The 25414-nt window shown below is 42.4% G+C and carries 20 protein-coding genes; 6 read left to right on the forward strand and 14 right to left on the reverse strand.

The features are described 5' to 3' along the window. Positions 1-128 precede the first annotated feature (128 nt). Complete coding sequence (locus AACW90_RS19905; protein WP_390238049.1) at positions 129-2246, reverse strand: methyl-accepting chemotaxis protein; 2118 nt, start codon at positions 2244-2246, stop codon at positions 129-131. Positions 2247-2563: 317 nt separating this feature from the next. Here AACW90_RS19905 and xthA point away from each other — a divergent pair, with 317 nt between their 5' ends. Continuing rightward, positions 2564-3370, forward strand: a complete 807-nt coding sequence (gene xthA / locus AACW90_RS19910) for an exodeoxyribonuclease III (protein ID WP_390238052.1) — start codon at positions 2564-2566, stop codon at positions 3368-3370. Between the two features lie 130 nt (positions 3371-3500). On the opposite strand, the gene AACW90_RS19915 is transcribed toward xthA, so the two are convergent. The 4 genes from AACW90_RS19915 to AACW90_RS19930 form a co-directional block, all read right to left on the reverse strand. Next, positions 3501-4178: an ABC transporter permease gene (locus AACW90_RS19915; protein WP_390238055.1), complete on the reverse strand. Its 678-nt coding sequence runs from the start codon at positions 4176-4178 to the stop codon at positions 3501-3503. A 5-nt stretch (positions 4179-4183) separates the two neighbouring features. After that, positions 4184-4924, reverse strand: coding sequence for an ABC transporter permease (locus tag AACW90_RS19920; protein ID WP_195705019.1), 741 nt, complete (start codon positions 4922-4924; stop codon positions 4184-4186). A gap of 160 nt (positions 4925-5084) precedes the next feature. Continuing rightward, on the reverse strand, positions 5085-5852 hold the full coding sequence (locus AACW90_RS19925; RefSeq protein WP_390238058.1) for an ABC transporter substrate-binding protein: 768 nt from the start codon (positions 5850-5852) through the stop codon (positions 5085-5087). Between the two features lie 164 nt (positions 5853-6016). Further along, entirely contained in the window at positions 6017-6787 is a 771-nt protein-coding gene (locus AACW90_RS19930; RefSeq protein ID WP_390238061.1) for an ABC transporter ATP-binding protein, read from the reverse strand. Positions 6788-7598: 811 nt separating this feature from the next. Between AACW90_RS19930 and AACW90_RS19935 the strand changes: the two genes are divergently transcribed. The 3 genes from AACW90_RS19935 to AACW90_RS19945 all read left to right on the forward strand — a co-directional run bounded on the left by AACW90_RS19935 (position 7599) and on the right by AACW90_RS19945 (position 12773). Further along, entirely contained in the window at positions 7599-9140 is a 1542-nt protein-coding gene (locus tag AACW90_RS19935; protein ID WP_390238063.1) for a DUF3360 family protein, read from the forward strand. 239 nt (positions 9141-9379) lie between these two features. Then, positions 9380-11656, forward strand: coding sequence for a formate C-acetyltransferase (gene pflB / locus AACW90_RS19940; RefSeq protein ID WP_390238065.1), 2277 nt, complete (start codon positions 9380-9382; stop codon positions 11654-11656). Positions 11657-11777: 121 nt separating this feature from the next. Continuing rightward, positions 11778-12773, forward strand: a complete 996-nt coding sequence (locus AACW90_RS19945; protein WP_390238066.1) for a lipid A deacylase LpxR family protein — start codon at positions 11778-11780, stop codon at positions 12771-12773. Positions 12774-12811: 38 nt separating this feature from the next. Here AACW90_RS19945 and AACW90_RS19950 read toward each other — a convergent pair whose 3' ends face one another. Then, a complete protein-coding gene (locus AACW90_RS19950) occupies positions 12812-14692 on the reverse strand; it encodes a methyl-accepting chemotaxis protein (RefSeq protein ID WP_390238068.1) in 1881 nt (626 codons plus the stop codon). A 215-nt stretch (positions 14693-14907) separates the two neighbouring features. Here AACW90_RS19950 and pflA point away from each other — a divergent pair, with 215 nt between their 5' ends. Beyond that, entirely contained in the window at positions 14908-15648 is a 741-nt protein-coding gene (gene pflA, locus AACW90_RS19955; protein ID WP_390238071.1) for a pyruvate formate lyase 1-activating protein, read from the forward strand. Between the two features lie 54 nt (positions 15649-15702). Next, a complete protein-coding gene (locus tag AACW90_RS19960; RefSeq protein WP_390238074.1) occupies positions 15703-16203 on the forward strand; it encodes a YfbU family protein in 501 nt (166 codons plus the stop codon). A gap of 66 nt (positions 16204-16269) precedes the next feature. Here AACW90_RS19960 and eat read toward each other — a convergent pair whose 3' ends face one another. From eat to AACW90_RS20000, 8 genes are all read right to left on the reverse strand, one after another. Continuing rightward, positions 16270-17694: an ethanolamine permease gene (gene eat, locus AACW90_RS19965; protein WP_390238077.1), complete on the reverse strand. Its 1425-nt coding sequence runs from the start codon at positions 17692-17694 to the stop codon at positions 16270-16272. A gap of 189 nt (positions 17695-17883) precedes the next feature. Beyond that, a complete protein-coding gene (locus AACW90_RS19970; RefSeq protein ID WP_275136267.1) occupies positions 17884-18432 on the reverse strand; it encodes a BMC domain-containing protein in 549 nt (182 codons plus the stop codon). A gap of 12 nt (positions 18433-18444) precedes the next feature. Beyond that, a complete protein-coding gene (locus AACW90_RS19975) occupies positions 18445-19788 on the reverse strand; it encodes a 4Fe-4S dicluster domain-containing protein (protein ID WP_390238080.1) in 1344 nt (447 codons plus the stop codon). Positions 19789-19799: 11 nt separating this feature from the next. After that, positions 19800-20456 carry an ethanolamine utilization microcompartment protein EutL gene (gene eutL, locus AACW90_RS19980; protein WP_195702917.1) on the reverse strand — a complete coding sequence of 219 codons (657 nt, stop codon included), beginning with the start codon at positions 20454-20456 and terminating at the stop codon, positions 19800-19802. A gap of 9 nt (positions 20457-20465) precedes the next feature. Continuing rightward, positions 20466-21350, reverse strand: coding sequence for an ethanolamine ammonia-lyase subunit EutC (eutC, locus tag AACW90_RS19985; protein ID WP_390238084.1), 885 nt, complete (start codon positions 21348-21350; stop codon positions 20466-20468). A gap of 12 nt (positions 21351-21362) precedes the next feature. Further along, entirely contained in the window at positions 21363-22730 is a 1368-nt protein-coding gene (locus AACW90_RS19990; protein ID WP_390238086.1) for an ethanolamine ammonia-lyase subunit EutB, read from the reverse strand. An 11-nt stretch (positions 22731-22741) separates the two neighbouring features. After that, on the reverse strand, positions 22742-24172 hold the full coding sequence (locus tag AACW90_RS19995; protein WP_390238088.1) for an ethanolamine ammonia-lyase reactivating factor EutA: 1431 nt from the start codon (positions 24170-24172) through the stop codon (positions 22742-22744). Next, positions 24169-25410 carry an iron-containing alcohol dehydrogenase family protein gene (locus tag AACW90_RS20000; protein WP_390238090.1) on the reverse strand — a complete coding sequence of 414 codons (1242 nt, stop codon included), beginning with the start codon at positions 25408-25410 and terminating at the stop codon, positions 24169-24171. Before AACW90_RS20000 ends, AACW90_RS19995 begins: the two co-directional genes overlap by 4 nt. Between the last annotated feature and the right edge of the window lie 4 nt (positions 25411-25414).

Here is a 25414-nt window from a genome sequence, read left to right on the forward strand (position 1 = left end):
CAGAGAGTAATTAGTTATCGACACTTTGACCGATAAGTTTAATTACATTTGCTTTTGTTTCAAACTATTAAAAACAAAAAACGCAGAAAGTAGATTCCTGCGCTTTGCTTGTATAACACCTGTGAATACTACACTTTAAATTGATTCAATATAGTTTGTTGTTCTATAGAAATATGGGCGATGTCCTTACCAACTTTTTCTGCAGAGCTCGCTTGCCTTAAAATTTCAGCACTTAGATCGCGAATTTTAGAGACGCTATGATTGACCTCCGTAGACACTGCTTGCTGTTCTTCTGCCGCTCGGACTATCTGAGTATTCATATCTGTTATTTCAGAAATGGCTTCAAATACCGAGCCCAGCTCACTTACTGCTTGTACAACCCGAGTCGACGCATTATTTGCTAACTCATTTCCGCTATGGATAGCAGTAACGACCTGTTTAGTTCCGGATTGAATATTATCAATTACGCTACCAATTTCGCTCAACGAATCTTTTGTACGACTCGATAGGTTTCTCACTTCGTCTGCAACCACTGCAAACCCTCTACCCTGCTCACCCGCTCTCGCGGCTTCGATGGCTGCATTTAAGGCAAGTAGATTGGTTTGTTCAGAAATACCTTCAATGACGGCAAGGATCTCGGTAATACTCAAATTATGTTTTGCTAATTCTTCAACAATCGGCACTGCATCACTCATCTGCTCAACCAGACGACTCATTTCAACAGCGCAATTTTCAATGACCTGTTGGCTCTCCGTCGCCGCTTTATTGGCCTTAGTCGCTGAATTAACCGCCATATCTGCATTCTGAAAAACAAGTCCAGCAGTTTGAGTCATCTCTTCGGAAGCCGTAGCAACCAAATCAACCTCTTTAAACTGTGAGTCACTGCTATTTGTAATCTGAGTCGCGGCTTGTTCGGCTCTCGCGGTAGTATCTGCCACTTGATTGGACGTTTGAATAACTTCTTTAATTGTTCCTTGTAGTTTTTCTAGGAAAAAGTTGAAGTTATTCGCCAACTGACCAATTTCATCTTCAGATTTTACTTCTAACCGCTGCGTCAGATCACCTTCGCCAGAAGCAATATCTTTTAGGCTCGCCACTACCGTTCTGATAGGCGTGACTAGTTTTAATGCCGCGATGGCGATGATGATAAAACCGACCACAATGAAGACGATTCCTGCCACCAATTCAGCAACGATACCTTTATCAATTTGTTGTTCAATTATGCCATCTAGGTGTTCTGCATCCGCAACCACACTAGACTTTGGCATCTCCAATAAAACAGCCCATGTCCTGTTTGCTATATTGATTGGCGCATAGGCCACTAGCCACTCACCGTCTTGCGACCATTGCGTCGCAACCGTCTTCTGACTCATTAATCCATTCATATCAGAATCTGAAATATGTGTGCTGTGATAGGTTTCTCCAATCTTTATATCTTGGTTATCACTGGCGATAAGCATTATCTGGTCAGTTAGAATTGACACTGACCCTTTTGCATCAAAGAGGTTTTTGTCTGTCTGCTTTGCCATTGCAATTAGGTTGTCTAGCTTAAGATCTATCCCCAAAAAACCTATCACTTCGGTATCAACAAGTATTGGCATAGATATCGTCGTTGTTAATGTACTGATATCACCATAGTCACTAAACCTCGGTGTACTCAAGCAACTACTCTTGGATTCCAAAACGCAGGTAAAACGCTCGTGGTTGCTCTCTTCAACTAATAGTGATTCATAAAGAATGTTAGAGAGCGCTTTCGTCCCTTCAACGTTTATTGCCCAGTATGTGGCAAGTCGACCAATCTCATTTGAACCCGCATAATCGGCACCCATGAACTCTTCGTCTTTTCCGTCCAATGCATTCTTTTTGAAAACGAGGAATGCACTTTGTAGGGTATCGAATCGCTCAACTGAACGTCTAATCTGTTCGTCTTGCGCCATTCTAAGCTCTTCACTTGGGGTTTCGTTGAATTCTGCGTTCTCTTTCATTAACAGAGCTGTTTCTACCATCATTTCGGCACGATAAAAGGCTTCAGATAGGTATTTTTGTATTTCTACAGAGTTGAGTTGAGACTCACTTTCTAAGATCTTAGTTGACTTCTTGATTACCGACTCAGCACTGCTTTCTTTAATGATATTTTGATTCTGTTTGGCGTTATAAACTGAAAAGCTAATAAGTGCGATGGAGGTAAGTATCAGACAAAGCCCAGAAAGAAAGGTGATCTTCCACTGAACGGATAACTTTTTCATATTTATGCCCTATAAATTTAACGCATCAAATCTATTACCGACGTCACTGTCGACTATAAACCTAATAGCACAATGACAATCTGGTCATTATTTGTTCCTACACAAATTAACCACAGAAATGACCTCTTTTGAATGAAAACGTTTCCACTAGCACTTATCGATCACAATTTTCACCTTTGAAACGAGCATGTTATCCATTCTATGAGCCAGACGGTGGACAACCGAAAAAACCGGCACTTTTATGTCAACTTGTCATTTGACCTGCTTAGAAAAATGTTAATATATTGCTACTCATTTAATAGAACATTGAGAATATAATGAAAGTAATCAGTTTTAATATAAATGGACTCCGCGCTCGACTGCATCAACTTCAAGCGATCATCGATAAGCATCAGCCTGATGTGATTGGTCTACAAGAGATTAAAGTGCATAACGACGCTTTTCCTATAGAAGATGTTGAAGCAATGGGCTACAAGGTCTACTTTCATGGACAGAAAGCTCATTACGGTGTTGCCATGATGTGTAAAAAAGAGCCTGTATCTGTTCAATACGGTTTTCCGACTGACGATGAAGATCATCAAAAGCGTATGATAATGGCAACCTTTGAAAATGCAGAAGGTGAAAAAACCACCGTACTAAATGGCTATTTTCCTCAAGGCGACAATATCGAGCACGAAACAAAATATCCATATAAACGCCAGTTTTACAAAGATTTAATGGCATACTTAAACGGTCATCACACCAGCGAAGATAACCTCATCGTTATGGGTGATATCAATATTAGCCCGATTGATTTGGATATCGGCATCGGTGATGCAAACCGTAAGCGTTGGCTAAAAACAGGTAAATGTTCGTTCCAACCAGAAGAGAGAGAATGGCTAAAAACACTACTCGATTGGGGATTTGAAGATACATTTAGAAGCTTGCATCCTGAGGTCCAAGATCAATACTCTTGGTTCGACTATCGCTCACGTGGATTTGATGATAACCGTGGATTGCGAATTGACGTGGTCCTTGCGACGTCTAAGTTAGCGGCTAAATGCACCGAAGCGGGCATAGATTACGAACTACGAGGCATAGAAAAACCGTCTGACCACGCGCCAATTTGGTCTGAATTTGGCTAATATTGATTGAACTGTTCGACGTACAAACGCAACTGAACAGAATAAGTGATTTAGGTTACGCCTTAAATAAAAAAAGCAGCTTATGAAGTGGACCCATAACGCTGCTTTTTTTATTCCTAATGATTGACCGTTAGCTCAGTGGCCTTAGATAAGCCAAATACTTCTTCTCTGCCCATTTGAAGAACCAAAGGATGCAAAACGTTAAGCACATATAGAATAACCCTGCGGTCAAGAACGATTCAAAAGGCGCATAGTAGCGAGAGTTAACCAATCGAGCCGCTCCTGTTAGATCCAATATAGTCACAATACCTGCAACCGCAGAACCATGCAGCATGAATATCGCTTCATTACTATAGGCAGGCAAAGAACGGCGCAAAGCACTTGGTAATATAATCCGCTGATACGTTTTCCACGTACTCATACCATAGGCTTTGGCGGCTTCAACTTCACCCTTCGGCAAGCCGTTTATAGAGCCGCGAATGATCTCTGCGCTGTACGCAGAAGTATTCAATACAAAAGCCACCAAGGCGCAGAACCAAGCGTTTTCCCACAACGTATCTTTGACTGGTACAAATTGGTCCATACCATAATAAATCAGGTATAACTGGACTAATAGCGGTGTTCCACGAAAAAAGTAGGTGTAAGCCCATGAAGGAAAACTAATCAACGGGTTACGACTATTTCTTGCGACCGCTAATGGAATCGCAATACATAAACCCAAGAAAAGAGCAACCGATACTAGCCAAAGCGTCGTCCATAGCCCTTCGAAATAGATAGGCAGGCTTTCGATTATCAATGAGAAATCCATATCATCTACCTCGTGTGAATACTGAATTTTCGCTCTGCAAGCTTAAGTAAACCTGTCGAGACGCTGGTGAAAAATAGGAAAATAATCGAAATTGTCATATAGAAAGTGAATGGCATTTTTGTTGACCCTGCGGCTAATGAACCAACCCGAACCATATCTTCTAATCCAATAATAGACACCAATGCGGTGGTTTTTAATAACACCAACCAGTTATTACCAAAACCAGGTAAAGCGTGACGAATCATTTGAGGTAGCAGAACACGTTTAAATGCCATTGGGCCACTCATCCCATACGCTTTCGCCGCTTCCAGCTCACCTTTGTCGACCGCCATAATGGCACCACGGAAGGTTTCCGCCATGTAGGCACCGAATATAAACCCTATGGTTAATACACCGGCAACAAACGGACTAATATCGATATAGTCAGGTAGATAAGCTGTCCATTCATGGGCAGGATCAGAAGATACCATCCATTCATTTATCCATTCATTCACAGCGTAAAGACTATTGTTAAGAAGAATTTGCCCACCAAAGAAAATCAGCATCATAAGCACGAGATCAGGGATACCGCGGATTATGGTTGTGTACAAGGTAGCAATCGATCTTGCAAATCGGTATGGCGCCATTTTTGCTAACGCTCCGGCCATTCCTAACACAACTGCAAGAAGCAGAGACAATACTGCAACCTGTATCGTTAATAGTGCACCAGATAATATAGAGGCTTCGTAACCTTGTAAGTCGAACATCGTCGTTAGTCCATTATTCAGCAAACCAGCTAGGCCGAAGTTATGACCATTCAACATATTACTCCGCCTCATATTTTATAGCTTTGGCGAAATTACGTGTTGAATGGACACTCCTTTTAGGTAAGAGGTGGCAATAACCGCCACCTCTTCATTTTACTACTTAGTCACCATAGACATCGTAGTCAAAGTATTTAGCTTGAATCTCTTGATAAATACCTTTTTCACGTAAAGAAAGTATCGCAGCATCAAGCGTCTTTGTTAAATCTTTGTCTTGCTTACGAACAGCAATGCCGAACCCGTCACCGAACCATTTAGGATCCGTTAATGAAGGGCCAACAAACTCATAAGCTTCACCACCTTGTTGGTTTAACACACCCTCTTCTAGCGCAGAGGCGTCACCTAGAACGGCGGCAACACGGCCATTACCTAAGTCGAGATACGCTTCATCAAATGAACCGTAACGTACAACTTCAACATTTTTATAGTTGTCAGTCAGGTATTTGTCATGGGTTGTTGCACGCTGAACACCAATTTTCACACCATCAAGATTTGAGAAATCAAGAGCAGCGTCTTTTTTGGCAATAAATTTATTTGGGATTAAAGCATACTTGCCTGTGAAATCTATCTTCTTCTTACGTTCTTCAGTAATCGACATAGCCGCGATTATCGCATCGTATTTACGAGATAAAAGAGAAGGAATAATACCGTCCCAATCTTGAGCAACGAGCTTACACTCTACTTTCATTTCCGCACATAATGCGTTAGCCATATCTACATCAAACCCACTAAGTGAGCCATCTGCTTCTGTTTTACTAAAAGGAGGATAGGCTCCTTCGATACCGAAACGCACAACCTTCCAATCCTTTGCTTGAGCTACGCCTGTTACTGTTGTAGCAGCCAATGTTGCCGCTAATAACCACTTTTTCATTTCCATACTCCTGTGTGTTTACAATTCGGTTTCTAAGCTTTGAGTTATATAAGAAAATTGACTTAGCTTTTCCTCATTAAACCCGCCTTTAACGAAACCGTGTCCATGTTGTTACATTTCTAATAAAGATAGACATTAACACCACCTCTATTTTTAAAATATTGTTAGTATATTGAAGAGATAAACTGCTTTAACCTATCTGATTTCGGGTCAGTAAACAGCTTCGCGGGATCGCCCTGCTCTTCAACTACGCCTTGATGTAAAAACATAAGATGATTTGATACATCACGGGCGAATGCCATTTCATGCGTAACCACAAGCATGGTTCGTCCTTCATCGGCTAGATCGCGCATTACACCAAGTACCTCACCAACAAGCTCCGGATCGAGCGCAGAGGTTGGTTCATCAAAAAGCATCACTTCAGGATCAACCGCCAGAGCTCTGGCAATAGCCGCTCGTTGCTGCTGACCACCAGATAAATGCCCTGGGTAATAATCTTTCCTTTCCAATAGCCCCACTTTATCAAGAAGCGCTTCGCCCTTTTCTATCGCTTCAGCTTTTGGCACGCCAAGAACGTGAATAGGTGCTTCTATTACATTTCCTAGTACAGTGAGATGTGACCAGAGATTAAAACCTTGAAAAACCATCGCTAAACGCGAACGAATTCGTTGCACCTGTTTTTCGTTAACAGGGACAGATTCACCTTGGCGGTTATTTTTCATTTCGATGAGCTCACCATCTACCCAGATTTGACCTGCGGTTGGTGTCTCTAAAAGATTGATACAGCGGAGAAAGGTACTCTTACCTGAACCAGATGACCCGATAATCGAAATCACGTCACCCTTGTGCGCCTGAAGCGAAATACCCTTGAGTACTTCATTTTGACCAAATGTCTTATGTAGATCTTTAATGTCCAGCGCTGGTACATCATTCATGCGCCACTACTCCCTGTGCAATATCGAGAGGTTATCCGACCTCTTTAGTCGCTACAAATTAGCATTCATCCTAGAAACATGCAACAAATCATTAACTGACAAGATAGCAATACACAAGCGATAGTGCTGCATTTTTATTCAAATACAGACTATAAACCTAGCCACGAACGCATAAAACAGCAAAACCCGAGAAAAGCAAATAACGAGGCATGTAAATATAAAGTTAATTAATTCCGATATTAGTAGTAAAATTAGTGATAACTGTCACAAAATCTTTCACACCCAGACTAATACCCTAGATAAATAAGATCTTATGATATTTTCAATCAAATATTCAATTTCACAACGTCACTGTGAACAAATATACGGCATGTTTTAAGGCGCTGAACATCCGTTTAAACCAATAAACTTTTTAAACTCTTCACCCCAACTGTAAACCCTCATAATTGGTCATTTATTTCTTAATTATCTTGCCGAATTCATGTTGACTGTTGTGAAAGTAGATATTTCTATGCGTGAGTTATTGAAAGGCAGTTACAGAAACTGATTACCAACTCACATTTCCACCAATTTTCCCGTAGTTTTATTTCACTATTTTTCATAAAATGATCAGGATCAATCACCCAAAATTGGGAGCTTGTTAGACTCCGTCAACAAATATGGGGCAAATTTTAGTCCTTTGTCACTTTAATATGAAGTATGATTAAAACACGACATTCATGTGGCACAGTATGTCGATGACAAAACACAATTATGATGGCTATACAGCTACTTAAAATTTAAATCACTAACAATACTAAATGAGGAATCTATGTCAGACGTAGTCAACACAGACCACTCAGAAATCGACGAGAAAAGCTATTCAGAGCTACATCGCCCTGCTTCTGAGTTCTCTAGTCGTTCTGAATATCTGGACCACGAACTTCAAATAATGAAACCACGCCGTTATGCTTTAAACCTTCCGGGCCGTGATTTCCGATTCGAAATTGAAGATCTGGTACCTGCCATTGCGGGTACTATTGGTATAATCGCGATGTACTCGGCTGTGATGATGTCTTGGGCTGATGGCCTAACTCAAGCATGGGACCACATCAATTTAGGAAAAGATTTTGCGATTGAAGTTGCTCGCGTAGAAATGCTTATTCCTGCTCTACTTTTCTGTGTTCTTGCTTCTGGTTTTATTAACCCACGTGCCAACCTTGCAGGCAACCACGGTCCGATGATTCCACTTATCGGTACGATTGCACTTGCCGGTGCTCACCCTCTAGCGCTTGCTATTTTACTCGGTGTATTTGGTCTTCTACTTAGTTACTTCAAAGGTGGGTCTAAGTTAGTCAACTTAACCAGTGAAGGGGTCGCAGGTGGTTTGCTTGTTTTCCTCGGTTTTACCGGAACCATGAGTCAGATTGGCCAGATTCAAAGCTGGGCAGTAGGTCTTGAGTCCGCTGAGATTGCGAAAGGCAGCATGGGCTACATCGGTCTGGTTGTGTTAGGCGTCAACATTGTTCTTTACGCATTCCTTGCGAAGATAAATAAGCGTTGGTTAGCTATCCCAGCTTGTGCAGTAACTGGACTACTTATCGCGTTAATATTTGGTGCTGGTTTTGACCTGACCTTTGAAACAGAGATGGGTCTTCCTAACCTAAACCCAGTTTACTGGTGGGGTAATACACAAGAAGGATGGATGTTAGGTTTACCAAATCTGCAACATTTCATCGCCTCTTTGCCGTTTGCTATTCTGGCGGTTGCAATGTGGTCGCCTGACTTCCTTGGTCACCGTATTTTCCAAGAGCTTAACTATCCTAAGCGTACTGAAAAAGTACTTATGGATGTAGATGATACGATGACAATGTGTTCTATCCGTCAGATGGTTGGTACCGCAGTGGGTGGTGGTAACATTACATCATCTTGGGGTACTTATATGATCCCAGCGGCTATTGCTAAGCGTCCTATCCCGGGTGGTGCTATTCTGCTTGGTCTTTTGGTCATGATTATTGCAATCTTAGGTTTCCCTATGGATGTGGCAGTATGGCCTCCTGTTATGCGTATTGCTCTTCTAGTTGGTGTGTTCCTTCCACTATTGGAAGCGGGCATGCAAATGGTTAAAGATACGAAAGACTCTCATGCAGCCGGCATCTGTATTTTCGCTTCTGCTGTAGCGAACCCAGTATTGGCTTGGGCCTTAACGATGTTACTTGATAACAATGGTTTGATCGGCAACAAAGAACGCGCTCAAAAATTGACCATCATTGATAAAGTCGTTATCCCTGCTTCTGTGCTCGTCATCTGTTTAATTGCAATGCTTTCAGTCGGTATGTTTGAAGGAAAATATGGCATTCCGGGCTTTCTATAAATAGATAAAAATTGGGCAGCAGAAATGCTGCCCATTTTTTTGTATATTTTTTTTAAATTTTACAATATAATTTGAATCACAAAATCGAATGGCAATTTTGGTTACAATATCTATGGTTTAATGACGTATCATTTGGTCATAAATATTGTTATTAATTAAAAAGTGTACTGCGTGCTTCGGCACTAGCTAATATCAGTAAAAACAGTACGTAATTTTTCTACGAAAAAGGTAGGTATATCATGGCAGAGCAATTTGCTAAAGCTTGGGAAGGTTTTGCGAACGGAGATTGGCAAAACGAAGTAAACGTTCGTGATTTTATTCAAAAGAACTATACGCCTTATGAAGGTGACGAATCTTTCCTAGTTTCTGAAGGTACTGAAGCAACTAATTCGCTTTGGGCTAAAGTAATGGAAGGCATCAAACAGGAAAACAGCACTCATGCTCCTGTAGATTTCGATACTTCTCTTATTTCTACCATCACTGCGCACGATGCTGGCTATATAAACAAAGATCTAGAAACTATTGTTGGTTTACAAACTGACGCTCCATTGAAACGCGCTATCATCCCTAACGGTGGTATTCGCATGGTTGAAGGTTCTGCAAAAGCATATGATCGCGAACTTGATCCTATGGTTAGCAAAATCTATTCAGAATACCGTAAGACACATAACGCTGGTGTTTTTGATATCTATACGCCTGATATTATGGCGTGTCGTAAGTCTGGTGTTCTAACTGGTCTTCCTGATGCTTATGGCCGTGGTCGTATCATCGGTGATTACCGTCGCGTTGCTTTATACGGCATTAACTTCTTGATGAAGGATAAGCTAGCTCAATTCAATTCTCTTCAAGAGAGATTTGAGAATGGCGAAGATTTAGAAGCAACAATGCAACTTCGTGAAGAAATTGCTGAGCAACATCGTGCACTTAAGCAAATCAAAGAAATGGCCGCTAAATACGGTTGTGATATCTCTGGTCCTGCAACGACGGCTCAAGAAGCGGTACAGTGGACTTACTTCGGTTACCTAGCCGCTGTTAAATCTCAAAACGGTGCTGCAATGTCTTTAGGTCGTACTTCGACTTTCCTAGATGTTTACATCGAACGTGATATCGCTGCTGGTACTATCACTGAAGCACAAGCTCAAGAGATGATCGACCACTTTGTCATGAAGCTACGTATGGTTCGTTTCCTACGTACTCCTGAATATGACGAGTTATTCTCTGGTGACCCAATCTGGGCAACAGAATCAATGGGCGGCATGGGTCTTGACGGACGTACTTTAGTTTCACGTAGTAACTTCCGCTTCCTAAACAGCTTATACACAATGGGTCCAAGCCCAGAGCCGAACATCACGGTTCTTTGGTCTGAGAAACTACCTGACGGATTCAAACGTTTCTGTGCGAAAGTATCTATCGATACTTCTTCTATCCAGTACGAAAACGATGATCTAATGCGTCCAGATATGGCGTCTGATGACTACTCTATTGCATGTTGTGTATCACCAATGATTGTTGGTAAGCAAATGCAGTTCTTTGGAGCTCGTGCTAACCTAGCTAAAACCATGCTTTACACCATCAACGGTGGTGTTGATGAGAAGTCTAAAGCTCAAGTTGGTCCTGTTATGGATAAAATCACTTCTGAAGTGCTTTCATACGACGAACTTTGGGGCAAGATGGACCACTTCATGGATTGGCTTGCTAAGCAATATGTGACAGCTCTAAACAGCATTCACTACATGCATGACAAGTACAGCTACGAAGCATCATTAATGGCTCTACATGACCGTGATGTTTATCGCACAATGGCATGTGGTATTGCTGGTCTTTCTGTTGCGGCTGATTCATTGTCTGCTATCAAATACGCGACGGTTAAACCTGTACGTGACGAAGACGGCATCGCTATCGATTTTGAAATCGAAGGTGACTATCCTAAATTTGGTAACAACGATTCTCGCGTAGATGATATCGCTTGTGAATTAGTATCCGTATTTATGGGCAAAATCCGTAAACTGAAAACCTACCGTAACTCGGTACCTACTCAGTCTATTCTTACTATCACTTCAAACGTAGTGTATGGTAAGAAAACCGGTAACACACCAGACGGTCGTCGCGCAGGTGCTCCATTTGCTCCTGGTGCTAACCCAATGCACGGACGTGATGAGAAAGGTGCTGTAGCATCACTAACATCAGTCGGTAAACTACCGTTTGCTGATGCGAAAGATGGTATCTCGTATACGTTCTCTATCGTACCTAACGCACTAGGTAAAGATGATAACTCGCAGAAAGCGAACCTTGCAGGTCTTATGGATGGTTATTTCCACCACGAGACTGGCATTGAAGGTGGTCAACACCTTAACGTTAATGTTCTTAATCGTGAAACGCTAGAAGACGCTGTTAAGCACCCTGAGAATTATCCTCAGCTAACAATTCGTGTATCTGGTTATGCAGTTCGCTTTAACTCTCTAACTACAGAGCAGCAAGCTGACGTAATCGCGCGTACTTTTACTGAGACGATGTAATCCAGTAAACGTCATTCAATGTTCGCTAGTTATAGCGAACATTGATTAAAGCCTCGCATTTATGCGGGGCTTTTTGTTTTTTATAAAAAAAAGGCTACACTAGGCGTAATTATAATAAAAGTTGTTTAAGGCTGATATTATCCAATTAAAACATCTATTTATCTCATCTGTCTTTTTGTTGTCATTTGCAGCAAACGCCAACGAAAACATTATCTCTATGTCCTTCGATAATGATGGTCCATTCGGTACTGATCAGAATTACACGAACGGAATCCAAGTCGATTATTCGACATCGCTTTTAGATTTAAACAGCGCTTTGATTGCGTACTCACCTCTATCGTTGCTTGAAAATCACGAATTCAATACATATAAATGGCATATAAGTATTGGTCAGAAAATGTGGACACCTTCAGACATAAAAAAAGAACAACCAGAACCAAACGAGCGAGCCTACGCAGGCCTCTTATATACACAAGGAGAACTCATCGCGATTTCAGATACAAACACCCAGGCTTTCGGTTTGATGATTGGTGTAACGGGCCCGAAATCTTTTGCCGAAGGCGCTCAGAAAATTGTGCATGAAATTGTCGGCTCCGACACGCCTCAAGGATGGGATTATCAGATAGAAGGCACCTTCATTGCTAACCTTTCTTACGATAGTAGTTACCAGTTATACACCATTGATAAGTCGTCGGGTCTATCCCACGAGATCAGCGCACCGATTAGAATTTTGGCGGGCAATTATCGAAGCGAAATCGCGACCGGGCTTCTATGGCGATGGGGGTTGAACTTGCAAGACAGTATTGGCAGCACCAAAACAGAGAATGAAATGAGCTTTAAGTCCTTTATGGTACAAGGTAAAACAACCGGTGCTTTTCTATTCGCCGGTGTTGAAGCACGATATCGATTTAATGATATTACCATAGACGGCGATCGCCCGGATGAAGTATACCCTACCGATGTAGAACACCTTCAAGCAACGGCTGTGTTTGGCGGCGCAGTGTATGGCGAATCTATAGGTGGTAGCGCGACATTAGCATTCAAATCAGAAGACTTTGAACAAGACCTAAATGGCTACTCAGCAAATCTGTCTATGTCACTTTTTTGGATGTTTTAAGCGGTCCAAGACCGCTCCTTGATTCTAAAAATCATATTTTACAAGGTAAACTTGAGGCATTTTTGATTTAAGGTTGTTGAACGTTTATCCACTCGTTGACTCGTCTGTTTGAGTTCATTATTGCTAAGGGCGATAGAGCTCATCGAGGTTGATATCTGAGACATACTATCGGCCATTGACTGACTTGTTATTGCCAACTCTCGGATTGACGAAAATATCATATCCGTCTGTTGACTCGCCTCTTCAGCCTTATTCGTTATTTCAGATAACGCTTGAACAGCATCATGACCATTTTGTCTACCGGCCTCCATCGATTTTTGAGATTTATTAATGTATTGAATGACTTCACCGCTCTCGGTTTGTAGCGTTTCAATAGTACCTGAAATCTCAGACACAGCCTCAACGGTTCGAACCGCCAAGTTCCTAACCTCATCAGCAACTACGGCAAAGCCTCTACCCTGTTCACCCGCGCGAGCCGCTTCTATCGCCGCATTCAGTGCTAACAAGTTAGTTTGTTCGGCAATACCGTTAATAATGTCCATGACTGAGTCTATCTTGTTCGACGCCGACTCTAATTGCTGAATATGCGTCGCTGCCAGAGTTAAAATACTACCTACCTGTTCAATTGACTCAATGGCAAGCGTAATAATTTTACCTCCGTCATCGGCAGACTGAGCCGACGACTTACTCACTACTGAAACTCGCTCTAAGCTGTTTGAAACCTCTTTCGTGGTTACGCTCACCTCTTCTGTGGCAGAAGCAAGTATATGCGTCTGTTCAATGGCCTTTGACTGCCCTACCACCACTCTTTCAATACCTCGATTAAGTTCTTTCGCATTAAGTGAAAGCGCGTCACTATTACTTTGCACTTCTCTAACTAACTCTGTTAAGTTCTCGCAGGTTTGGTTAATTGCCATCGACAATTGGTTAAATTCATCTTTATTGTTGAGGGTCACTGGCAACCGTACACTTAGGTTCCCTTTCGAAATCGAGTCAAGTGCCGTATTGGTTTGATTAAGCGAGCGTGTTATAGATAAAGATAGCGTAATAAATATCACTATGGTTATCACCGCGAGGACAATACAAGCGATGAGAACGGACCAAAGTGAAACATCTGCTGTCGCGGACGCTGAATTTTGATAACGTTCACTAATTGCCGCAAGTTCAGTTGTAATCTGTTCTACAGCCGTTAACAACACATCCTGATTAGCGTAAAGATCAGATTCAATATTACTTAGTTGCCCAGAAAGCACGGATACCTGTTCAAAGGTAACCGAAAACGCTTCCAGCTCTTTTTCATAAAGCTCAAGCATCGCATAGGTATTGGACATATTCTTAAATCCCGCTTTCGCACGATTAAAAAGCTTCAGGTTCTGCTCACTAGGAGTAAGTAGATAGTTTTGCTGCGCTTTTATCATCGTTTGAAAATCGGAGTTGAGCGTTACCATTCCGGTTTCTGCGATTTTTTGTTCTATGATCACCGCGATCTTTTTCAGCCTACCTAACTTTCCATCGTCTGCATTAAAACCCAGTTCGCGTCGAAGAACTAACCATGGTTCGACGGTATTCTGATAGCGTTCAATTAGGCTCGTCAGCTCATTTGCTCGGTTTTCCATACCAACATTATTTAAGTATTCTCTATTAATCTGACCCTTATTTTGAATGACAGATAAAGATTGCTTAACTGCTTCTACTTTCTCTGAGTTCATGGTCATTAAACTGTTAGCTAACTTGAACAGATTCACCTGGGTCTGTTCAATCTCATTGGAACCATTGGTGACATCTATACTCAAGCGATATTCTGAATTCATTGCTTTGAAGCTATTGCTTGTGTAAGCAGCTAGCCCGATAAAACCGACAATCAATACCCCTAATACAATCCAAATTTTTTCTTTTTGTGAGAATAAAAAACGTTCCATGTATTTTCCTTAGCCACACCAGTAATAACAGCGCGACCAAAATGCGCCCTGCGATAAATTTAACAATATCATAACAATTATAACGCGAATGGAAAAAACCACCATCAAAGCAATTCATTAATCAAAGAACATACGTAATAGCAGAAAGTTAGACTAGGTTATGGAACTTAAATGTAATAAAATAACAGATAAGAAAAACTCTCTGAGAAGAACCTATGTCAACATCTGGTCGTATCCATTCATTCGAATCTTGCGGTACCGTAGACGGACCTGGAATTCGTTTTATCGTGTTTCTACAAGGTTGCTTAATGCGTTGTATGTATTGCCATAACCGCGATACGTGGGATACACATGGTGGTAAAGAAGTTACCGTAGATGAAATAATCAACGAAGCTAAGTCGTACCGACACTTCATGAAAGCATCTGGCGGCGGAATTACCTGCTCCGGTGGCGAGGCGATGCTTCAACCAGAATTTGTTCGTGATTTTTTCCGTGCAGCCCAAAGGGAAGGGATGCATACGTGCCTTGATACCAACGGTTATATTCGTAAACATACCGATGTAGTCGATGAAGTATTAGAGGCATCCGATTTAGTCATGCTTGATATCAAGCATATGAAGGATGAAATTCATCACGACTTTATTGGTGTATCGAATAGGCGCACTCTGGACTTTGCGCGTTACCTGCACAAAATAGGTAAAACAACATGGATTCGATATGTCATCGTACCCGGATATACCGATGATGAAGAGTCGGCACATCTACTAGGTGCGTTCATTAAAGAAATGGATAACATCGAAAAAGTTGAGCTGCTGCCGTATCACAAATTGGGCGCTCATAAATGGGAAGCACTTGGTTATGACTACCCTCTAGAAGGGGTCAATCCACCAAGTAAAGAAACCATGGATAAAATGGTGGGTATACTCGAACAGTATGTCGACAACGTAAAATATTAGTACTTTGATTATAAAGTAACAACAAACAGATAATAATTACTTCGAGGCCTCACAATGGAAATGACGAACGCTCAACGCTTGATCCTTTCAAATCAATACTACCTTATGTCTAAGCTCCGACCTGAAAATGAAGCTAAATATAGTCGTTTACAAACGATTGTGGAGAGAGGCTATGAGTTACAAATGCGTGAATTGGATAAACATTTCGGTAAGATAACCGAAGAAGAATGTCGCGAAGTGATCAACATCATGGAAATGTACCACGCGATGCAAGAGTCAAACAAAATGTTAAGTGAAGCGGATAGGAACAACGTTGACCAACGTAGACTACAATTCTTGGGTTTTGACATCGCAAGTGAACATCAACTCGTCAATTATGTTCGTTTTCTCGTTGATTCTGAAGGGCTTTACCCTCAATTTGAGAAGAGTGACCACCACTTTAATGCCCAAATGCCTATGTTAGAAAAATATACCCGTATGCTAACAACATGGCGTAATTGCCCGCGTCAATATCACCTATCTTCTACTGAGTTTACTCAGATATTTAACGCATAATAAGTAAATAATTCCAATAAAAAAGGAGGTCAATTGACCTCCTTTTTACGCATTTATAAAACTAGATTAATCATCCAGTTCCGCTTCTGCTTTAAAGATTGCTTCAAATTCTTCTTCCGCAGTATGCTTAGATACTTCTTTATGCTTAAAGATAAAGTAGTAAGCCATACCAATCACATATAAACCTACAGCCCAGAATGCCGCTGTTGCGTCATATACAAAACATGATGATAGAGCAAGTAACGAAAGAACTATCGTGATCCAAGGTGTAACGATGCCACCTGGTGTTCTATAAGGACGTTCCAAATCAGGTTCATTTTTTCTCAACAAGATATGACTATAAGCTTGTAGAGCATAAGAGATTGTTGCACCAAACACCGCGATCATGATCATGCGATCACCTTCGCCAGTTAGTGATGCTAAGAAACCTACAATCCCTGGAATGATCAATGCCCAAACTGGTACTTTACGCTTACCTGTTAATGATAAGAACGCTGGTAAGTAACCCGCTCTCGAAAGTGCGAAGACTAAACGACTATAACCATAAATAATTGAGAAGAATGACGCAATAAGACCAGTCAAACCAACCACGTTCACGAAGTTAGCTAACATGGAATCTTCACCATGAACAGCACGCAACGCATCGACTAACGGCGCGGCATACCCAGCGGTCGCTTTAGCACCGGCAGCGCCAGGAACTAATAACATAACCCCAACGGCCGTGATTAATAGGAATATCATCGCCGCGATGATGCCTTTAGGCATATCTTTTGCCGGGTCTTTTGCTTCTTCCGCAGCCAAAGGTACACCTTCTACTGCTAGGAATAACCACATACCAAATGGTAATGCAGCCCAAACACCATTCCAACCTTGAGGTAAGAATGTCGTTGCACCTGCTATTGCTGGGTTGGCTGGTATATCAAAAAGGTTAGCCACTTCAAAATAGGGGATCAACCCAAATGCAGTTGCAATGATTGCAACAACAGCTAATGCTGTGATAACAAGCATAATACGTAGTGCTTCACCAGCACCAATCAAATGGATACCGATAAATATTGCATAAAAGACCGCATACACCGTTGGTCCGTTCCACCCAACTAATGCTTCAAGGTAACCACCAATAAAGATGACAATGGCAGCGGGTGCTATCGCATACTCTATTAATACTGCTAATCCAGTGGCGTAACCACCGATCGGCCCCATTACTTTCCTAGCGAAGCTGTAACCACCACCTGCTGTTGGTATCGCTGCCGACATTTCTGCCAGTGACAAAACCAATGTTAAATACATTATTCCCATCAACACTGATGCGATTAACATGCCACCCCAACCAGCCGTGGCGATACCGAAGTTCCACCCTGCATAGTCCCCTGATATTACGTAGGAAACCCCAAGCGTCGCGAGCAAAAACCAACCAGCCACACCTTTCTTAAGCTGTCGTTCATGCATAAACTCGGAGGAACCAAAATCACTTGCTTTATTTTCAGACATAAGCCACCCGTATGATTTAATTTTTGACTCAGTAATCATCGTCTGACTACCAAGTGATATGACGGATCAATCCTTCTTGTAGGGTACGGATTGATACATCCCTATAATTTTTTAGTTAACATACTGTTTGTTCTAATTTATTTTCTATTTGATTTTTTCTATCTACTAACTAGCTATTGCTCCTTATTTTTATACTTTGTCAGCCAATATTTCTTTACGTGGTTGGGCAATTACAACCTTATCCACGAGCAATCCTTTATGTTTAATACACTCAGCACCCGCCTCTACTGCGGCAGTTACTGAAGCGACGTCTCCGGTTAAAGTGACGTATCCCTTGCCTCCAATGGCCATTGCCATATGGACTTCAAGCAATTCAACGTTAGCTGCTTTTACGGCAGCATCTGCAGCTTCAACGATAGAAGCGACTGAAAATGTTTCAATAATTCCAAGCGCATCGGTACGTTCAACGACTCGTGTACCTGAGATTGCAGGGAACACATCTTCATGAACATTTGATATTATTAGGTCGTCTACAATCTCTGTACCACCTGCGATCATACCGGCTTCTACTGATGCGTTTACCGCAGCAACATCTCCGCATATCATCACCATGAATTTTCCCGGACAGATACTACGGTTAAAAATTATTTCAACTTGCGCCGCTTTTAACATTACATCAGCAACAAAAAAACCACGTGCGATAGAATTAAGCTCGATACATCCAATTGCATTAATCATATTTTTACTCATCTATTTCGTTATCACGACATGCTGTTCGGTGACAGACGCCACTTTACCAGCGATGCTTGCATGAATGTTGACGCTCAAAGCATCGTCTAATGCCAAACCAATCACCTGACCAACCGTCACATTTTCACCCACTTTGACACACGCTTGAGCAGGCGCTCCGATATGCTGTTTTAGTGGAATGTTGACGTGTTTAAAGTCAAATTCACCTTCTAGGTTTTTGGCTTCTGTTTTGCTGTATTGCACCAAGCCCAATCGCTGAATCAATCGCTTAGTAGGAACACCTCGGTAATCACGCATTGGATGCACCTCTACGGTTTGCCCTTGCAACTGTTCAGGGGTCATCAGCCTTCCCGATTCACGTAAATCACGCTTCGTGGTTACACACATATTCCTTGGGTCTAAACCTTCAGGACAAGACCACATCGAACAAAGATTACATTCACTGCACGCTTGAGCCGATAAGGCATACGTTTCACTATTCGGACCTGATGTCTGTAATGCTCGCATGACTAAGTGAGGTTTTATGGGATACCCCAACATGTTTCGTGGGCACATCGAAGTACACAAACTACATTGGTCACAAGCCGCTTTACCAATACGTCGATACGTCGACTCTGGCATCGTCTTTTTGACCGCCAATGACGACGATTTAGGAATAACGATAAAGCCACTTGAGAGCCGTGTTATCGGCTGATCAAGAGAATTGACCACACCACCCATCATTGGACCGCCATCAATAATAATGAAGTCATCACAGGTTGTTCCACCCGCAATGTCCAGAGCGTCAGAGACTGAAATACCGACAGGCAGCCACGCCGTATAAGGCGACTGCACCTCACCATGAACGGTCAGCATCGTATGTGTAACAGGTTGATCTATCGCCGCTCTAAATATATTTATATATGACTCGGAATTTTGCACCAAAACGCCAATATCTTTCGGAAGACCGCCTGAAGGCACTCGCTTCCCTGTCGCCTCATAAATCAGCTCAACTTCATCGCCTGCTGGATAGACGTCACGCATTTGTAATACCGAAAACTCTTCAGGTTTTGCTAATTTTTGAATTGCGCTTTCTATTATCTCGATAGTATCTTGATGTTTGTCTTTGATACCGATAATAGCTTGCGATGCCCCCGTTTGTTTCATCGCGAGTAACATGCCCCCGAGCATTTCATCTGCCCAGATCTGCATAACGACTTGATCTTTATTTAGCAAAGGTTCGCATTCAGCACCATTCGCAAGAACCAGATCAACTTTACAATCTAGCTTTACGTAGGTAGGAAAACCGGCCCCTCCAGCACCAACGACCCCAGCATCTCTGACTTTATCTAAAAATGAGCTCATGTTAACGTGCCTTAGTGAGAGATTGGGTTGCTAGCGATGCTAATTACTGCTTCAGCAAACGCTTCGCAGGCAGCACGGCAAGCCGCTTGAGAACCAACTAAATGAGCGCCAGCAAAGTTTGTTTCTGATGGTGGTTCAAACAAGTTTTTCAATTGAACATCAGCTGATTTTAGAGCCGCATCAATGGCAAACATTGCTTCCAATGGTGGCGCAATTAGATACGCTAATGCATCACCCTGTTCTACATCCGCTTCCGCAGAAAGGTAACTACCTGTTGAGGTGACTAAGTGTGCAAAATAAGCGATATCTCCCGCTTCATTTGCTGTCTGAAACGCTGCCTCGTTTTCTATTACTTCTTTGCAACGGTCTAAACCTGCAATGACATCTGCCGGACATTCACCAGCAATGATACCGATGACTTCACCAGATGTAGGTCCAGATGAGTGTGCCGCACCAGCATAGAATGAACGAGCGTATACGACTTCTACGTTGGCGGCTTTTGTTGCTTCATCTAGCGCACAATACGTAACATCATCACAATCACTCGTAATCAAACCAATACTGACTTGATTCGGCTTTAACTTAAGTGCTTTAGCATATTCTGATTCAACCGATGCAATCACTCTGGTTGCTAATACAGATGCTGGAATTTTGTCTTGAATAGCCATCGTTCACCTCTATCTTTTTAAATTGATGCCGCTGGTTTTTTGCTCCAGCATCGTTTTAATTAAATCGACTATTACGGCAGCCGCTTCCACCGGTGGAGTTCCACCGCTATGAATATTCGAAATAACGGTACGATCAGATTCCACGGTATCTTTAGTCGGTTTATAGATCGCGTAACAGCTCAACGATTCCGACTGTCCAAGCCCTGGCCTCTCACCAATCAACAGAATATTTACTTCTGCATTGAGTAGTTCACCGATTTCATCCTGAGCTTTTACACGACCGTATCTAAGGAAAAAAGGCGCGTTCGTTTTAAGCCCAGCATTCTTTATACCATTCATCAACGGAGGGAGAATTTCATCCAGATTGCTTGTGATAGCATCCATACTCAATCCATCAGACAGAACCACTTGAACCTGTGGTGACTGCTCACAATTTTTGGTGATAATATCTCGACTATCAGGGCAAAGTTTTCGACCTAGATCTGGACGCGTTAGGTATTCATCTTTATCTTTAGCCTGACTTTTAGCCTCTACTAAATCATGGTCTTTCAACCACTGCTCACTGATGTTCTTAATTACTGTGTCTTTCGAGCGGGAGTGATCGGCCCAGAAACGCATCAATGCCGTCGTCCTAGGACGAGGACCCGCACAGCCATTTCCAACCCGAGCCCCTGTTTGAGTCATCAGGTCCTCAATTATTTTAGGATCTTGAGCATTAACCACACCGTTCCAGTTTTTGAACTCATCGTCGCCTAAATCAGGCAGTGAGCCATCACTTACAACCGGTGTCATTTCCTCACTAACAACTCTCTTAACTGTTGAAGCGGAGACATCCTTTTCTCCAAGCTGTTGTAAAACAGCTGAGACAATATCTTGTATATTTTTATCGTTCATTGTTATCTCCGCTTATCGATTAAAGAAAATTGAAGGGTCACCAGCTTTTGCGGTTAATAGCCCGTTTTCTAGCAGCCCCATTTTCTCCATCCATTTTTCAAATTCTGGAGCAGGTCTTAGCCCTAATAATTGACGAACCGTCGCAGTATCGTGGAAGGCATTTGTCTGATAGTTCAGCATAATGTCGTCCCCCATAGGCATACCAATAACAAAGTTGATACCTGATGCTGCTAACAACGTTACTAAGTTCTCATTTGAGTTCTGATCGGTGTCGGCATGGTTTGTATAACAAGCATCACAACCCATAGGCAGGCCAGACAGTTTGCCCATAAAGTGGTCTTCTAAACCTGCACGGATAATCTGTTGGTGATTATAGAGATATTCAGGGCCAATAAATCCAACCACAGTATTAACTAGGTGCGGCTTATAACGGCGAGCCAGTCCATAACAACGCGCTTCCATTGTCATCTGGTCTGCTCCATAGTGAGCATCAGCAGATAGCGCAGAACCTTGGCCTGTTTCAAAATACATCATATTGTCGCCAGCTAAATGACAATACTGTTTGCCTATTTCATAGGCTTCGTCAAGCATCGCTACAGAGACGCCAAACTCAGACAACCCTTTTTCAGAACCAGAAATACTCTGGAATAGAAGACCACCTGGAGCGCCTTTACGAACCGCTTCCATTTGAGTGGTGATATGTGCCAGTACACAAGGTTGTGTCGGAATTTCAAATTTGTTAATGACATCTTGAATTGCGTTAAGCATCTGAGTGGTATTTTCGACACTGTCGGTTACAGGGTTTATACCGATTACTGCGTCGCCACATCCATACGTAAGACCTTCGTAGGTTTGTGCCAAAATTGAGTTTATATTGTCACGCGTGTCATTTGGTTGTAATCGACAACTAAAGTGGCCGGGAATACCTAAGGTACTATTCGCTTTAGTCACAACGGGTAACTTTTTCGCGCCAAACATTAGGTCGGCATTCGAACAAAGCTTTGCTGTTGCAGAAATCATTTCAGCCGTTAGCCCTTTGCTGAGCCTCTGGAATTCTTCCCTGCTCGGCGTGTTAGAAAGCACATACTCTCGTAGTTCACTTACCGTCCAGTTCTGGATTTTTTCATAAACAGCTCGATTCAAGCTGTCTTGATTTATCCTCGTGATCACATCGAGTTCATATGGAACTGAAGGGTTTTCACGTAAATCTCTAAGTGTCAATTCAGACAACACCTGTTTCGCAGCAACCCTCTCTTGAGAGCTAGACGCTGCAATACCAGCGAGTACATCTCCCGAGCGAAGATCGGACGCTTTCGCCATCACTTCTTTCACGTCTGAGAATTGATATGTCTGACCAAACAGACGAGTTTTCAAAATCATTAGCCACTCCTTTATGACGGAAACGCGAGAGATTTCACCGTGAGGGGAACAATCTCCCCTCCAAAATAACTTTTACCAATATCGATGTAGTCCCCTTCTCGGGTAGCAACTTCATCAATAACCGCAAGCGGTTGAGGTAAAAGCAACGGTTGTAACTCCATTCCGAGTGCTTTGCCTATATCATTATGAGAAATTATTAGTGCTGAATCGTTGTGATTACCATGTAAACGATAAAACTGCTCGAGTCCTTTAACAGCTTGGAGCACCGCGCGGTATTTAGTTGGCATGCTACTATCTAATGCAATAGCATATTGGTCCGTAGCAAGGGCAATATCCATCCGTTCAGCACAGATACATATTTCCTTGCTAACATCAAAATCTGGGTCGTTCCAATCAATCGTTGGGTGGATAACCGGAACATTCTTTATTGGTAAGCTTTCTAATTCTAACCATATAGTTGAACCAGAAAGAGAAAGTGAATGTGCTCCAGCACCAATAACGGTTGCTCTCACTGTCTGTTTTGGCTCGATAAATGGCAATCTTTCAAATTCAGTGTGTCTTAGCATAGATCGAGCGAGCATCGGACCCATATCACCAAATTTCAGATCATCAACGGGTTTCACCCGTTCTTCAAACAAACACTTACCCACACCACCACTGATATAAATGGAATCAATATCATCAAGTTGCTTAAGTTCTGCCGTTTGTAATAGTCGAGCGGTAATTTGGGTGTTCTCCCCTCTTATCAACCCGAACAAAATATCGGCCATTTTGTTACTAATACGTTTAATATGGTCTTTCGTTAATGCATTGGGACTGATCTGCTCTCCAAAGACTTCTTTTACCAACATGGCTCCAGCTTCGGATAGATAGGTCACTTGTCCTTGCTCTCCAAGCTGAATGAGTCTGCCACCTATGTTGATACATGCGGTATCGACTACTCGACCACAATCAAAAACAACAAAGTTGGCGGTACCACCACCGATATCAATGTTCATAACACGACGATGATTCGATTCGGACACCTGTTGAGCACCACTACCCCGACCAGCAATAATTGACTCTAAATGCGGACCTGCAGTGGCAACAACAAAGTCGCCCATTTCTTGTGAAAGATGGAGAAGAGAAGAACGCGCATTTTTCGCTTTCGCGGTTTCACCCGTGATAATAATCGCACCACTCTCTATGTCATCATGCGTGATGCCTGCAAGGGATACTTGATCTTCTATAAACTGTTTGATTTTTTCATTGTCAATAACGCCATCAAAGTTGATCGGTGTAAATATGACAGGACTTTGATAGATGACTTTTCTATCGATGAATTCGTAGACAGGCACTTGCGATGCTGGTGCACGGTTAACCAATGTTAATCGCGAGAATATGACTTGAGTTGTGGTGGTACCAACATCAATTCCTACACTAGTGATTAACTTAGTATTCATACAATAACCTCACCAGAAATCGAGCCGCTAACAACATCTTGTAGTAACGAGATGATCTGCTTTGCTGTCACTGTGCGGGGATTACCGCCTAGGCAAATATCTTCCAATGCATCTTCAGCAAGCGACAACATGGACTCAAGATGTATATCTACATGAGCTAACGACGTGGGTAGCCCGAGATCCTGAACGAGTTGGCTGACGGCTTTAATTGCAGCCCAGCAGCACTCTCTTTGAGTCATATTTTCTCTCGCTACACCTAAAGCGACGGCTAGCTCTGCATATTCTGCCTCGCTGACAAGGGCATTAAATGCCATGACATAAGGAAGCAAAATGGCATTAGCTGTCCCATGAGGAATATGAAACTGAGAACCGATTTGATGTGATATTGCGTGAGTTAAGCCAAGACCCGCATTACTGAAAGCGAGCCCTGCTTTATAAGCAGCGACAGCCATGTCGTATCGATCATCCAAGTTATCGCCACAACCAACGGCTCTGCGTAACGATCGGGCGACGGCCTCCACTGCATGATAGGCATAAGCTTTAGATAATGGGTTAGACCCTCTTGACACATACGCTTCAATTGCATGCGTTAATGTATCAACACCTGTTGCAGCGGTCACCTCCGGTGGAACACCTAGCATCAAAGCGGGGTCAATAATGGCTAAATCAGGAACCAATGCTGGTCCTTTAATAGGTAGTTTTACACCAGTGGCAAGATCTTTAACCACTGTAATGTCGGTGACTTCTGAGCCCGTGCCAGCCGTTGTCGGTATAGCACCTAAACCAACCCGACGAGACGCCAGTCCTCCGACCTTAAAATCACTGATACTGCCTGTATAATCGACCATAACAGCCACGGCTTTTGCTACGTCTAAAGCAGAGCCTCCACCAATGCCAAGAACAAAGTCAGCATCAGCGGTTTTCATCTTTTGTATGCATTTGCTGATGATGTCTGAATCTGGTTCGCCAACTACTTCACTAAAAATAGTGTATTCAATTCCAGCAAAGGTCAGAGAATGCTGACAACCTTCAAGTAAGCCAAGTTGATATACCATTTTATCTACAACGATGAACACTTTGGTTACACCTAACTCAATCAGCACATCACCAATTTGATTGACGCTATATCCACCCGTTAAAGTTATAGCAGGTGAACGGAAGAAAAAGCCTTTGTAGAGTTTCGACTGCTGAATACTATTAGTGACAACTTGAACTAATTCTTCACGAGAAAACGACATTGTC

Origin of the sequence: Vibrio frigidus (genome assembly GCF_042465995.1) — a bacterium.
In the GTDB taxonomy this organism is placed as follows: Bacteria; Pseudomonadota; Gammaproteobacteria; order Enterobacterales; family Vibrionaceae; genus Vibrio.

Bases quoted from the DNA above. Each gene is read 5' to 3' on its own strand.
- AACW90_RS19990 (WP_390238086.1), bottom strand. From the start codon at position 22,730: ATGATTTTGAAAACTCGTCTGTTTGGTCAGACATATCAATTCTCAGAC.
- AACW90_RS19935 (WP_390238063.1), top strand. From the start codon at position 7,599: ATGTCAGACGTAGTCAACACAGACCACTCAGAAATCGACGAGAAAAGC.
- eat (WP_390238077.1), bottom strand. From the start codon at position 17,694: ATGTCTGAAAATAAAGCAAGTGATTTTGGTTCCTCCGAGTTTATGCAT.
- xthA (WP_390238052.1), top strand. From the start codon at position 2,564: ATGAAAGTAATCAGTTTTAATATAAATGGACTCCGCGCTCGACTGCAT.
- AACW90_RS19925 (WP_390238058.1), bottom strand. From the start codon at position 5,852: ATGAAAAAGTGGTTATTAGCGGCAACATTGGCTGCTACAACAGTAACA.
- AACW90_RS20000 (WP_390238090.1), bottom strand. From the start codon at position 25,410: ATGTCGTTTTCTCGTGAAGAATTAGTTCAAGTTGTCACTAATAGTATT.
- AACW90_RS19970 (WP_275136267.1), bottom strand. From the start codon at position 18,432: ATGATTAATGCAATTGGATGTATCGAGCTTAATTCTATCGCACGTGGT.
- eutL (WP_195702917.1), bottom strand. From the start codon at position 20,456: ATGGCTATTCAAGACAAAATTCCAGCATCTGTATTAGCAACCAGAGTG.
- pflA (WP_390238071.1), top strand. From the start codon at position 14,908: ATGTCAACATCTGGTCGTATCCATTCATTCGAATCTTGCGGTACCGTA.
- eutC (WP_390238084.1), bottom strand. From the start codon at position 21,350: ATGAACGATAAAAATATACAAGATATTGTCTCAGCTGTTTTACAACAG.
- AACW90_RS19920 (WP_195705019.1), bottom strand. From the start codon at position 4,924: ATGTTCGACTTACAAGGTTACGAAGCCTCTATATTATCTGGTGCACTA.
- AACW90_RS19905 (WP_390238049.1), bottom strand. From the start codon at position 2,246: ATGAAAAAGTTATCCGTTCAGTGGAAGATCACCTTTCTTTCTGGGCTT.
- AACW90_RS19995 (WP_390238088.1), bottom strand. From the start codon at position 24,172: ATGAATACTAAGTTAATCACTAGTGTAGGAATTGATGTTGGTACCACC.
- AACW90_RS19960 (WP_390238074.1), top strand. From the start codon at position 15,703: ATGGAAATGACGAACGCTCAACGCTTGATCCTTTCAAATCAATACTAC.
- AACW90_RS19950 (WP_390238068.1), bottom strand. From the start codon at position 14,692: ATGGAACGTTTTTTATTCTCACAAAAAGAAAAAATTTGGATTGTATTA.
- AACW90_RS19915 (WP_390238055.1), bottom strand. From the start codon at position 4,178: ATGGATTTCTCATTGATAATCGAAAGCCTGCCTATCTATTTCGAAGGG.
- AACW90_RS19930 (WP_390238061.1), bottom strand. From the start codon at position 6,787: ATGAATGATGTACCAGCGCTGGACATTAAAGATCTACATAAGACATTT.
- pflB (WP_390238065.1), top strand. From the start codon at position 9,380: ATGGCAGAGCAATTTGCTAAAGCTTGGGAAGGTTTTGCGAACGGAGAT.
- AACW90_RS19975 (WP_390238080.1), bottom strand. From the start codon at position 19,788: ATGAGCTCATTTTTAGATAAAGTCAGAGATGCTGGGGTCGTTGGTGCT.